Genomic DNA, 12850 nt, shown 5'->3' on the forward strand with positions numbered 1-12850 from the left:
ACGGCATAATCTTTTGGTTTGATTGACATGATTGTTGAGCATACCACTTTGTTATAAATATTTGAATCCTACGGATTCTGGTATAGGTTAAATATGTTGAAATTCTTAAAATAAGCTTTTTTTCCACTTAGAACGTTATTTCTAGTGTTAGTTCGCAAAACTTTCATTATGATTTAAAACGGCATAATCTTTTGGTTTGATTGACATGATTGTTGAGCATACCACTTTGTTATAAATATTTGAATCCTACGGATTTTTGGATAGGTTAAATATGTTCATAACATTAAATTTCTTTGATATTATGTTTAAATGGATGGATTTTCCTTAGATATTAAAACTTTCTTATCCCGAAGGGATAATACCTTTATAGGCAATAAACATTTAAATCCTACGGATTCTCTTATGAGGATTTATAATTTTTTTATCCCGAAGGGATAACACATTTATAGCTTGTTTGGATGATTTTGTTCGACCCCGTGGGGGTCGCATAGCGGTTATTAAAATTGTGTTTAATTAAATACCCACAATCAATCATCAACCATTTAGCAAGGTTGGTAGCACAGGTTTGCGGCAAGGATGGTAATGGCGGAATGAAATGACGGTTAAGCTTTTGAAAAAAGTTTAACGGAACCCCTGAACAGCCTGACCCCGATTTTCATCGGGGTGCCGCCCAAATTATTATTTTAAAGCACTAGGAAATTATCTTTTCTTTTGGTTTTTGAAAGCTATAGATCAAATAGACCAATGCGGGGAGAATGAAGATACTGCCCGCTATTAAGGCCCAAGCCAAAGCATCTATGGTTTTGGCATTCCCCTGTTCTTCTAATAAGGATAAAGAGCTCCCGTTTTTTAGCAAGATGATGTTTGGATAATGTTTCCAGGTGGTTATCAATAAAATCATGGTGATTTGAAAACCAGCCAGAACCCTCATCAGATTTGTTTTATCGGTGTTCCATAAGTTCCATAGAATAACAACGGAAACGGTAGCTAAACTAAATGCGGTTATCCCCACAGAATTTCCAAATACCCAATCTAATAATGGGATCTTTTCATACAAAGAAGCTAAAAAAACCAGACCTCCGCATAAAATGGCGGCGATATTAAAAGTTTTCGCTTTTCTTATAAACCTTATTCTCTCTTCAAGGTTTTCTGTTTGCCCGATAATAAATATGGCCGCTAGAAACCCACAAATAGCAACCGTGAACAAACCAACCGTAATAGAAAACCAGTGTAGCCAACTGAAAACATAAGCATCCAAAAAATTTGAAGCTTCGGTGTCAATCCTTCTTGCAACGGTGCTTCCTGCTATAATGCCTAAAAACAAAGGAGTGATGAAACTGGAGTAAACGAATATTTTGTTGTAAACTTTTTGCATATCGTCTTTTACGGCATCATAATGCCTAAAAGTGAAGGCCGTACCTCTGGCGATAATCCCTAAAAGCATCAATACCAATGGTATGTGTACATAAACCGACATGGTTGTGTAAATATTGGGGAAGCCTACAAATAGAATTACGATGGTGATGATCAGCCACATGTGGTTGGCTTCCCAAACCGGGCCAATTGCCCGGTACATTGTTTTTCTGGTTTTGCTTTTGTTGGGATAGGAGGTAAAGAGTTCTAAGATCCCAGCTCCAAAATCGGCACCGCCTAAAAGCAAATAAAGCAAAATGGCCATCCATAAAAATATCATTACAACGTACAGCATGTTTTAAGGATTAGTTTTATCATACAATTGAGGAACCATTTTTATTTGTCGATAGAGCATAAAAACTACGATAACCGCTAGAGAGAAATAAACCGCAGAGAATAAATAAAAAGAATATTGTATGCCCGGCATTGGTGTTACGGCATCTTTTGTTCGCATTACGCCGTTAATTATCCAAGGTTGTCGGCCTACTTCTGTTACTACCCAGCCAGCTTCAACGGCTATAAAGCCTAGAGGTGTGGCTAATACAAATAGCTTTAAAAGCCATTGCTGTTTGAGCCAACTTTTCTTTTTAAACAATGCTATAAAATAAGCAAAAGCAATTCCCATCATGATCATCCCTAAAGCAACCATTATTTGAAATGCGTAATGCGTGATGGCAATTGGGGGTTGGTTTTCTTTTGGGATTTGATCTAAACCGGTAACTTCAGCTTTAAAATTGCCCTTGGCCATAAAACTTAAGGCACCGGGGATTTTAATGGCGTAATCTACTTTTTGATTTTTAACATCTGGGATGCCACCAATAATTAACGGTGCCGATTTTTCTGTATGGAAATGCGCTTCCATTGCCGCTAGTTTGGCAGGTTGAGATTTGCCGACAAATTTTGCGCTGATATCTCCGCTTAGGGGTTGCATAACCGCGGCAATTGTACCAAAAACAGCTGCGATCTTAAATGATTTGGCATGAAAAGCAACATTCTGTTTCCTCAAGATCATAAGTGCATGGATGCCAGCTACGGCAAAACCCGTTGCCGCAAAAGCTGCAATACTCATGTGTAAAGCTTGTGAAAACCAAGCATCGTTAAACATTGCCGCAAGAGGATCTATGTTGATATATTTCCCATCAACATAATCAAAACCAGCAGGGGTATTCATCCAAGCGTTTGCAGCAACTACCAAAACACCTGACAACAAGCCACTTACACCAACAATTACCCCTGTAAACCAATGAAACCATTTATTAAAGCGATCCCAACCATAAAGAAAGAAACCCAATGCAATGGCTTCAATAAAAAATGCTGTTCCTTCTAAAGAGAATGGCATCCCAAAAATAGGGCCTGCGTGTTCCATAAATTTTGGCCAAAGCAATCCTAATTCAAAAGAGAGTACAGTGCCAGAAACTGCACCAACCGCAAAAAATATCGCTACGCCTTTGCTCCAAGCCTTGGTGATATTTTTATAAGAAACATCGTTGGTTTTTAAATATAGATAATGGGAAACTGCCATAAAAAATGGCATTACCATCCCAATACAAGAAAATATAATATGGAAACCCAATGAAAGGGCCATTTGCGAACGGGCTGCTATAAAATCGTTCATTTGGTTATGTTTTTATTACCATGCAAATTTACATAATAACAAATGTGCTGATGAAGATTTACAGCTTTGTATTTAATTTATAGTGATTATTGATTAGAAAAGATGTTGTTTTAAATAAGGACGTTATTCTGGATTTATTTCAAAATCATTCAATAACAAGTTCCCATTTAGATTGTTAGTCTGCAGATCAGATGCTGAAATAAATTCAGCATAAAAAATTTTGCTTTTAAGATGTCTTCTTTAATTATAGCCCATGGCTTAAGCCATGGGCTATAATTATAATCAATCTAATTTCTCTAGTTCTAATCTTACAAAATCCATTAATTCTTTAATGTATGGTGCGCTAAAATTAAATGCTATCCCAGCAGTTTCATAAATGGTTTTCATGTCTTTTGTATATCCTAATTTTAAAGCTTCCATATAATTTGAAAGGCCTTTTTTTGGATTTTCTTTATAATTTTTCCAGACTGCTATTGCCCCAAGTTGCGCAATGGCATATTCTATATAATAAAATGGAACTTCAAAAATATGTAGTTGCTTTTGCCAAAGGTTTTCCATGGCTTCTTGATGCCCGCTCCAATCTACAAAATTTGCCCCAAACCTGTTAAATATTTTAGTCCAAGCTTGTGTTCTTTCTTCGGTTGTATGATTTGGATGTGTGTAGATCCAATGTTGGAAAGAATCTATCACGGCTACCCAAGGCAGGGTTTTTAAAACATCTTTTAATTGATAGCGTTTTGCTCTTTTTAATTCTTCTTCGTTTTTAAAAAACTCGTCCCAATGGTCCATAGAAATCAATTCCATGCTCATAGATGCCAATTCTGCTACTTCAGAAGGGCAATGTTTAAAGTCGTTAAGTTCTAAATTGGCCGTTAAAAAAGTATGTATAGCGTGGCCACCTTCATGTACCATTGTTGTTAGATCTCTAAAAGAATTTGCCGAATTCATGAAAATAAACGGTGCACCGGTTTCTGATAATGGATAATTGTAACCCCCGGGCGCTTTTCCTTTTCTACTTTCAACATCAAAAAGGTTGTTCTCTTTCATTATTTCTAAACGGGAACCTAAATAGCTGTTTAACTTGTTGAAACAATTTATTGTTTTTTCGATCAGCTCAATACCATTTTCAAATGGTTTTAAAGCTGCTTTTCCAGATGTATCAACTTCTGTATCCCAGGGTTTAAGCGTCTCTAATTTTAAAAGTTTTTTTCTTTCATCCGCTTGCGCTGATAATAATGGGACAACTTCTTTTTCTATTGCATCATGAAAATCAAAACAATCTTGCGGCGTGTAGTCAAATCGGCCCAGAGCCTGAAACATATAATCCCTAAAATTATCGAAACCAGCATTTAAGGCAACTTGGTGGCGTAAATCTTTTAGCTTATTAAATAAACCATCAAGCTTATCTTTATCTTCTAGCCTTCTTGCTGTAATACCTTCCCAAGCTTCTTTTCTAGTATCACGATTTAAGTCTTTTAAGAAATTAGATGCTTGCTCTAAAGTATATTCTTGTCCGTTAAGCGTTACAGACATTGCGCCGGTAATGCCTTGATACTTTTGTTGTTCTACCTGTAATTCTGTTTGTAAGGGGATATTTTCTTCTCTGAATAATTCTAATGCTTTTCTTACTCCACGCAGATATATAAAGTATTTTTCTTGGTCTAAATCTTTTACAAACTCAGAGTGGTTTAGTTTTTTGTTTAGCTCATTACCTATCGGGGCTATTTTTGGCTCAATTTCGGTAGCAAAATATTGGAAAGATTTTACCAGATCATGATTTGCCGTATCGCAACTCATTTTAATATATCGCCATGCAAAATCTTCTTCTAAAGCGGCTTCAACCTCGCTTTTATCTGCAAGCCATTGCTCTAAATTATCAACTGAGGTAATCTTTCTATTTAGAAGTTCATCAAATATAGGTTCTAAAGTTTCCCAATCTATATTCAAATCTTGGGGTAAATAATTTCTTTTTGCTTTTTCTAAAATCATAAATGGTGTCTGTAATAAATATCAAATAAAAAACATACGGCAAAGGCAACAGAAGCTATGCCGTTGGTAGTCATAAAGGCAAAATTTACCTTACTTAAATCGGTTGGTTTTACCAATTGATGCTGGTAAACCAACATCCCAATAAAAATAGCTAAACCAATAAAATAAGGCCATGCCAATGGAGTGAAAAATAATGGTGCAATAACAAAAATGGCGGCAAAAAAATGTAAAATGTTACTGACCATTAAGGCGTTTTTCTTGCCTAAATAGGAGGGAATAGAATGTAGGTTTTCTGTTAGATCAAAATCTTCATCTTGGAGTGCATAAATAATATCGAAACCGCTTACCCAACATAAAACCGCTAAAGAAAATAAAATTGGCAGCAATGCAAACTCTCCGGTTACTACCAAATATGCGCCAATAGGAGCGAGGGAAAGGCCAAGGCCAAGAACCAAATGACAAAGTGCCGTAAATCTTTTTGTTGCGCTGTATCCCAAAACCACCAATAATGCAACTGGCGATAGAAAGAAGCATAATAGGTTAATGAACCAAGTAGCGCCAATAAAAAGTAAGCAATTGATGATGGTAAATAGCAAAGCGCTTTTTGCGGTTATTCTTCCGGAAGGAATATCCCTCACTTTTGTTCGAGGATTTTTAGCGTCAATTTCCCTGTCTAAATAACGATTAAATGCCATTGCCGCATTTCTAGCGCAAATCATGCAAATGATCATTAAAATTAACTTTAACCAAGAAAATTGGTGGCTAGTGGTGCTTATGGCCAAAAAAAAACCGATAAAAGCAAAGGGCATTGCAAATATGGTATGTGAAAACGTTACTAAAGAAAGGTATTTTTTCATTAAAATTAAGCCATTAGTTTCCTTCAAACTCGGGGATTACAAAATGTTTATTGATTTCTGTGATCGATTCAAGAACATCTTTTTTACCCAATTGGTTTTCTGCAGAGGTTAAAATCATTTTAGGCACCTCTTCAAAAAATTCTGAAAGTTGTTTTTTAAACGCCGCCATATTCTGTTGAGATTTCACGCTACCCTGTTTATCGGCCTTGGTAAAAAGTAAAAAGAAGGGGATTCCTTTTTCCCCTAGTGAACAACAAAATTCAATATCTATTTTCTGAGGTTCTAACCTGCTATCTATCAACACAAAAACGCATTGTAAACTTTCTCTTTTCTCTAAATAAAACCTGATGAATTTTGCCCAATCGGCCCTATTGCTTTTAGAACTTTTTGCATAACCATAACCTGGTAAATCTACTATGTACCATTCTTTGTTTATTAAAAAATGATTGATCAATTGCGTTTTCCCCGGTTTTTGAGATGTTTTTGCCAAACCTTTTACATCTACCAACATATTTATCAATGAAGATTTACCAACATTAGAACGCCCTATAAAGGCATATTCTGGCAATATCGGTGGAGGTAGTTTGCTTACTTTGGTATTGCTTACCGTAAACTCGGCAGATCTTATAATCATAAGAGCAAAATTACGATTTTTAAAACAGCTTATTAATGATGATAAAAATTAAATCCGTTACATTTGAAAAAAAATGCAATGAAAAAGCTATTTATAATTATGCTACTTTTTGTTTTCTATTTTAGCGGTAAAGCTCAAGACAAGAAAGAAGAAATAAAAGATGGTTGGGTTAAAAAAGGAAATGTTTCTTTTCTTTTAAATCAATCTACGTTTAGTAATTGGCAAGCCGGGGGTGAAAACAACCTATCGGGCAATTTGGGTTTAAATTACGATTTCGATTATAAAAAAGCTGATTTAACTTGGGATAATAAGCTGATTGCTTCTTACGGATTGGTAAAGACAAAAAATGCCGCTTTTACAAAAAAAACAGATGACCGTTTGGAGTTTAATTCTTTAATTGGCCAAAAGGCCGGTGGAAACTGGTATTATTCTGGTATTTTAAATTTTAAAACCCAATTTACAAAAGGATATAAATACAATACCGCCGCAGGTGTAGAAACAAGAACAGAATATACCAATTTCTTTTCCCCTGCTTATTTGAATATCGGCCCTGGCTTTTTATGGAAAAAATCTGATGATCTAAAAGTCAATATCTCTCCGGCTGCTTCAAAATTTATCTTTGTTGATAAAAACCTCACATTGCCAGATCAGGCTTATTTTGGTGTAGATGAGGGTAAAACATTTAGATACGAACTGGGTTTTTATACTTCTGCCTATTATAAATTTGGTTTGATAGAGAACGTTTCTGCAGAGAATATCTTGAATTTATACGCTAATTATTTGCAGGACCCGCAAAATATAGACATAGATTACCAATTGAATTTGATGTTGAAGATCAATAAATTTTTGACCACAAATATTGCTTTCCAAACTATTTATGATGATAACGCTTTTAAAGGTTTCCAAATAAGACAGGTATTTGGGCTTTCTGCAAACGTGGCATTTTAATAAATTTTAATTTTTTAATGCCAATTACAATTTAAGATCTAAATTGCAAGGCTAATGTCCGGGTGGCGAAATTGGTAGACGCACCAGCTTGAGGGGCTGGCGCCCTTTGGGGTGTGGCAGTTCGAATCTGCTCTCGGACACAGAAAAGCCGCTCTAAAATTAATTAAAGCGGCTTTTTTAGTTTATTATAAACAATTAAGAATTACAAATTTCCCCTCAATTCTTGCTCTCTCTCAATTGCCTCAAATAATGCCTTAAAATTACCGGCACCAAAAGATTGGGCTCCTTTTCTTTGGATGATTTCAAAAAACACAGTTGGGCGATCTTGCAGGGGTTTGGTAAAAATTTGCAATAGGTAACCTTCTTCATCTGTATCTACCAAAATTTTATGCTCTCTTAACAACTTAACGTCTTCATCAATTTCACCAACCCTTTGCAATAAAGTATCGTAATAAGTATCTGGGGTGTTCAAAAACTCAATCCCATTTGCTTTCAATTTTTTTACCGTATCAACAATATCGGCGGTAGCAATGGCAACGTGTTGTACGCCTTCTCCTTCATAAAACTCTAAATATTCTTCTATCTGCGATTTCTTTTTGCCTTCCGCAGGTTCGTTTATCGGGAATTTTACATAACCGTTCCCATTGCTCATCACTTTGCTCATCAAAGCAGAATATTCTGTAGAAATAGCTTTATCATCAAAAGTTAAAATATTTTTGAAACCCATGGTATCTTCATAAAAACCTACCCATTTATTCATTTGGTGCCAACCTACGTTCCCAACACAATGATCTACGTGTAAAAAACCTATTTCTTCTGGATTATACGCCGATTGGTAAGGCTCAAATCCGGGTAAAAACAAACCATTATAGTTTTTTCTTTCTATGAATAGATGGATGGTTTCGCCGTAAGTATAAATTCCACTCCGTTTTATCTCGCCATTTTCATCAGATAATGTTTCTGGTTCTAAAAAAGACCTAGCACCTCTTTTAACCGTTTCTTCATAGGCCTTAAAAGCGTCATCAACCCAAAGTGCCAATATTTTAACACCATCGCCATGCTTCAAAACATGGTGCGATACTGGATGATTTGATCTTAAACCAGAAGTTAATACAAAACGTATTTTCCCCTGCTGGATCATGTAAGAGGCGGTATCCTTAACACCAGTTTCTGGGCCAGCATAAGCCACGCTTTGAAAACCGAAAGCGGTTTTATAAAAATGAGCCGCTTGTTTTGCATTCCCAACATAAAACTCAATATAATCTGTTCCGTTTATGGGTAAGAAATCTTTTAGTTTATTAGTCATTGGTTCATTGGTATTTTTATTAGGACTAGCTAGTTCATTAATCATTGGTTCATTGGTATTTATCATGTCTTTGTTGTTCTAAAACTTATTCAATTTATAATCTTGATTATTTAAGCGTTTATCCGCCAGTTGACGGATTACATTATATCTTTTTTTGTATTATCCTTCTACTCCGCTCAGGATGACAAAAATAAGGATGCCGCTTCAATCGTTAACGCCCCTTTTACAACTTATAAAAATTTATTTAACAAGAATAAAAATCGGTTTTACCCTCAGTTCTTTTGTCTTAATTCTAATCGGTTTTTGTCTTGATTCTTGTGTCTAATATCTTGATACTATCCTGCCATCCAACTTTTATAATAATCAGGGTCTTCTATTTCAATAGCATCTTCGGTAAGCATTAACGGATTAAAGGGATCAATCATTACGGCCAATTCTTCTGTACTTTCTTTCCCGATGGATTTTTCTACCGTTCCCGGATGTGGGCCATGAGGTATCCCGCCAGGATGTAAAGTGATTTGTCCACGCTCAACAGATTTACGGCTCATAAAATCACCATCTACATAATAAAGAACTTCGTCAGAATCTACATTTGAATGATTATATGGTGCAGGAATCGACAATGGGTGATAATCATATTTACGAGGAACAAATGAGCAAACTACAAAATTATGTGCCTCAAATGTTTGGTGCACCGGAGGTGGTTGGTGCAAACGACCCGTTATGGGTTCAAAATTATGGATGCTAAAAGCCCAAGGATAATGGAAACCATCCCAACCGATAAAATCGAAAGGATGCGTACCATAAGTGTAAGGATAAATCAAGCCTTGTTTTTTTATCAGGATTTTAAAATCTCCTACAACGTCATTTGTTTCTAAATTTTGGGGCGTTTTAATGTCACGCTCACAATAAGGCGAATTTTCTAAAAGCTGCCCGTTTTCATTTCTGTAACGTTTTGGGGCCTTTATAGGGCTAAAACTTTCTACTATAAACAACCTGTTTTTTTCATCATTAAAATGGATTTGATAGATTACACCTCTAGGAACGATCAGGTAATCGCCGTATTCAAATTTGATGTTGCCATAACCGGTTTTTAAAACCCCCGATCCTTCATGTATGAAAATCATTTCATCGGCCATGGTGTTTTTGTAAAAATAATCGGTCATGGATTTTCTCGGCGCAGCCAAAGAAATATGAAGATCGTTATTTACCAATACAGGTTTTCTGCTTTCCAGATAATCATCCTCGGGCTTAATTTTGAAACCCATTAAACTGGTATGTTTGAGGTGCTTATCTCTTGTTATCTTTGGTTCCACAACGTATGGTTCTCCTAAATTTTTAACGATGGTAGGAGGGTGGCAATGGTAAACCAAAGAATAATTGCTAGAAAAGCCTTCGGTAGAAACCAGTTCTTCTGCATAGAGTTCTCCATTGGGTTTACGAAACTGGGTATGTCTTTTAGGAGGGGTTTCTCCTAATTTATAATAAAACGGCATAATAAAATCGGTTTATAATTTATATAACGATTTGAATACGAAAAGGTTGTAGAGATTTTAAGTTCGATATAGGAAGCTATCGAAAAAAATTAAGCAGAATATTGTGCAAAAACAATTTTAGCCACCATTGCAGAACGGAATTTAGCAAGTACTGCCGAAGAAACTAACCTAAGATGCTTTAAGTTTTGCAATGTTTATTTATTTTGATTGATTGACAATATAAGGTTTTTAAATTTAGCATTGAAATTAATTTCTAAATATTGATTGGCAATATTATAGGATTTTATTGATGCCCATAACGTTTTTAGGTGCTTGCTTAATGACGATAAAAGAAATTAAAATATTGGCAAAAAAAAATCGGGCATAACCCGACTTTTCAACTTTCGTTATTCCGTTAGCCACTGGCTAATCAGAATCATATTAAAATAAGCTTCAATTTAGTGTCATAAGCTGCAAATGAGATGCTGATCCGCCATCTGGCAGATCAACATTACAACACGCATACAAACCTTACCAAATCTTTATCCTGTCTTCTGGGGCTTTATATAATTTATCGCCAGGTTTAACATCAAATGCTTTATACCAAGCATCCATGTTTACCGGTGCCCCAATGGTTCTGTATTTCCCTGGAGAATGTGGATCCACAATGATGTATTGAGCTTCTGTCTCTGGTAAAATATTGCCTCTCCAAACTTGTGCCCACGCTAAGAAAAATCTTTGATCTGGTGTAAAACCATTTATTTTTTCATCAGACTGGCCTTCTTTGGTTAGCTTAAATGCAGTATAAGCTGCGTTTAAACCACCTAAATCGCCAATATTTTCGCCTAAAGTTAGCTTTCCATTTACATGGATGGTATCTAAAACGGTGTAAGCGTCGAACTGTTTTGCAAGAGCTGCGGTTTTTGCTTTAAAGTTTTTCAAATCTTCGGGAGTCCACCAGTTACGTAAACTACCATCTTTGTCATATTGGCTTCCTTGATCATCAAAGGCATGAGACATTTCATGGCCGATAACAGCACCTATTCCTCCATAGTTCACGGCATCATCAGCATTAGGATCAAAGAAAGGGAACTGCAATATCCCGGCAGGGAAAACAATTTCATTCATTACAGGATTGTAGTAGGCATTAACCGTTGGAGGAGTCATTCCCCATTTAGTTTTATCTACTGGTTTCCCTAGTTGATCAACCATTTTGTTATACCCCCAAACACCTGCGTTTCTTAAATTTTGAAAATAGGTAGCTCTATTTATTGCTAGGCCTGTATAAGTTTCCCATTTATCTGGGTAACCTATTTTTTTTGTAAAGGCATGTAGTTTATCTAAAGCTTTTTGTTTGGTTACATCGCTCATCCAATCTAACTGAGAGATCCTTATTTCATAGGCTTTGGATAAATTGCTGACCAATTCTTTCATCCTAGCTTTTGCCTCTGGCTTAAAATAAGACTTCACATATATTTGGCCCAATAATTCGCCAATGGTGCCATCTGTTAAAGACGACATTCTTTGCCATCTTGGAGTTTGCACTTTTTGGCCAGATAAGGCTTGTGAGAATTTAAAACCCGCATTAACAAAAGGCGAGCTTAAGTTATTTGCAGAACTTTTAAGAACATTCCATTTTAAGTAAGTTTTCCAATCTGCTAAAGGAACAAATTTTAACATAGAACTTGTTGTTACAAAAAAAGCGGGGTTACTTACCAAAATAGAATCTTCGCCAACTACTTTCATTTTCTGCATTAAATATCCCCAATTTAAACCGGGCGTTGTTTTAGAGAAATCTGCAACACTAAATTTATTGTAGGTTTTATAGGGATCACGCAATTCTACACGGCTCATTTGCGCTTCGGCAAATTTCTTTTCTATATCAAAAATTGTTTTGGCGTTTTTTTCTGCCTGGGCAGCCGGTGTTCCTGTCAGGGTAAAAAGGCTAACTATAAAATCATGATAAGCAGCCCTAATTTTAACAGAACGAGCATCATCTTTTAAATAATAATCGCGATCTGGCAATGTTGTACCACCTTGGCCTAATTGTGCTATCATTACCGTAGGATGTTTTTCGTCTTGGCCAACAGAAAATCTAAACATTGGCGAACCAATACCTTTAGTACGCATGGTTGCGGCTTCATCAATTACGCCGTTTAAATCTTTAATGGCAGAAATACGGGCTAAATCTCTTTTAATAGGAGTGTAGCCTAACTTTTCGATAGTTAAACTATCCATACCTGCTGCATAAAAATCTCCCACTCTTTTTTCAATAGAACCCGGAGCGGCATTTTTATCATTCATTGCTTTGGTCACAATGGTTTTAACGGCATTAATGTTAAAATCCCTTAACTCGTTAAAACTTCCCCACCTTGTTTCTTTAGCTGGTACAGGATTGTTTTTCACCCAATTTCCACTGGCGTAGGTATAAAAATCGTCGCCCGGTTTTACGGTTAAGTCCATGTTAGACCTATCAATAAATTTTTTGCTGCCATCTTGTGCTTGGACATTTGAAAACAAAAAGCCCGAACTCAATAGCATTAAAGAAGCTAATTTAAGTTTCATAAATTATTTTAATTAAAATTGTATTTGAAAAATATCAGGTAATGTAAG

9 protein-coding genes and 1 tRNA gene are annotated in these 12850 nt (G+C 35.8%); 2 read left to right on the plus strand and 8 right to left on the minus strand.

What is annotated here, in order from left to right; translation table 11 throughout:
* Window positions 1-691: 691 nt before the first annotated feature.
* The 5 genes from I5M32_RS10685 to yihA form a co-directional block, all read right to left on the minus strand.
* Window positions 692-1708: a cytochrome d ubiquinol oxidase subunit II gene (locus I5M32_RS10685; RefSeq protein WP_200586232.1), complete on the minus strand. Its 1017-nt coding sequence runs from the start codon at window positions 1706-1708 to the stop codon at window positions 692-694.
* Window positions 1709-1711: 3 nt separating this feature from the next.
* A complete protein-coding gene (locus I5M32_RS10690) occupies window positions 1712-3028 on the minus strand; it encodes a cytochrome ubiquinol oxidase subunit I (RefSeq protein WP_200586233.1) in 1317 nt (438 codons plus the stop codon).
* Between the two features lie 282 nt (window positions 3029-3310).
* Window positions 3311-5017, minus strand: a complete 1707-nt coding sequence (locus I5M32_RS10695; RefSeq protein ID WP_200586234.1) for a M3 family oligoendopeptidase — start codon at window positions 5015-5017, stop codon at window positions 3311-3313.
* Entirely contained in the window at window positions 5014-5874 is an 861-nt protein-coding gene (locus I5M32_RS10700) for a UbiA-like polyprenyltransferase (RefSeq protein WP_200586235.1), read from the minus strand. The genes I5M32_RS10695 and I5M32_RS10700 overlap by 4 nt, the downstream gene beginning before the upstream one ends.
* A gap of 13 nt (window positions 5875-5887) precedes the next feature.
* A complete protein-coding gene (gene yihA, locus I5M32_RS10705) occupies window positions 5888-6508 on the minus strand; it encodes a ribosome biogenesis GTP-binding protein YihA/YsxC (protein WP_200586236.1) in 621 nt (206 codons plus the stop codon).
* 78 nt (window positions 6509-6586) lie between these two features.
* Here yihA and I5M32_RS10710 point away from each other — a divergent pair, with 78 nt between their 5' ends.
* Both I5M32_RS10710 and I5M32_RS10715 read left to right on the plus strand, forming a co-directional pair.
* A complete protein-coding gene (locus tag I5M32_RS10710) occupies window positions 6587-7456 on the plus strand; it encodes a DUF3078 domain-containing protein (RefSeq protein WP_200586237.1) in 870 nt (289 codons plus the stop codon).
* Window positions 7457-7512: 56 nt separating this feature from the next.
* Window positions 7513-7596 (plus strand) — tRNA-Leu (locus tag I5M32_RS10715).
* A gap of 62 nt (window positions 7597-7658) precedes the next feature.
* Here the strand turns inward: I5M32_RS10715 and hppD are convergent.
* From hppD to I5M32_RS10730, 3 genes are all read right to left on the minus strand, one after another.
* Complete coding sequence (hppD, locus tag I5M32_RS10720) at window positions 7659-8762, minus strand: 4-hydroxyphenylpyruvate dioxygenase (RefSeq protein ID WP_200586373.1); 1104 nt, start codon at window positions 8760-8762, stop codon at window positions 7659-7661.
* 335 nt (window positions 8763-9097) lie between these two features.
* Window positions 9098-10258 (minus strand): homogentisate 1,2-dioxygenase, encoded by a 1161-nt coding sequence (locus I5M32_RS10725; protein WP_200586238.1) that lies wholly within the window; start codon window positions 10256-10258, stop codon window positions 9098-9100.
* A gap of 510 nt (window positions 10259-10768) precedes the next feature.
* The gene (locus I5M32_RS10730) at window positions 10769-12802 is read right to left on the minus strand and encodes a M13 family metallopeptidase (RefSeq protein WP_200586239.1); all 2034 of its coding nucleotides are present in this window, start codon (window positions 12800-12802) and stop codon (window positions 10769-10771) included.
* Window positions 12803-12850: the final 48 nt, after the last annotated feature.

The sequence above is a fragment of the Pedobacter segetis genome (assembly GCF_016623585.1).
Classification (GTDB): Bacteria; Bacteroidota; Bacteroidia; order Sphingobacteriales; family Sphingobacteriaceae; genus Pseudopedobacter; species Pseudopedobacter segetis.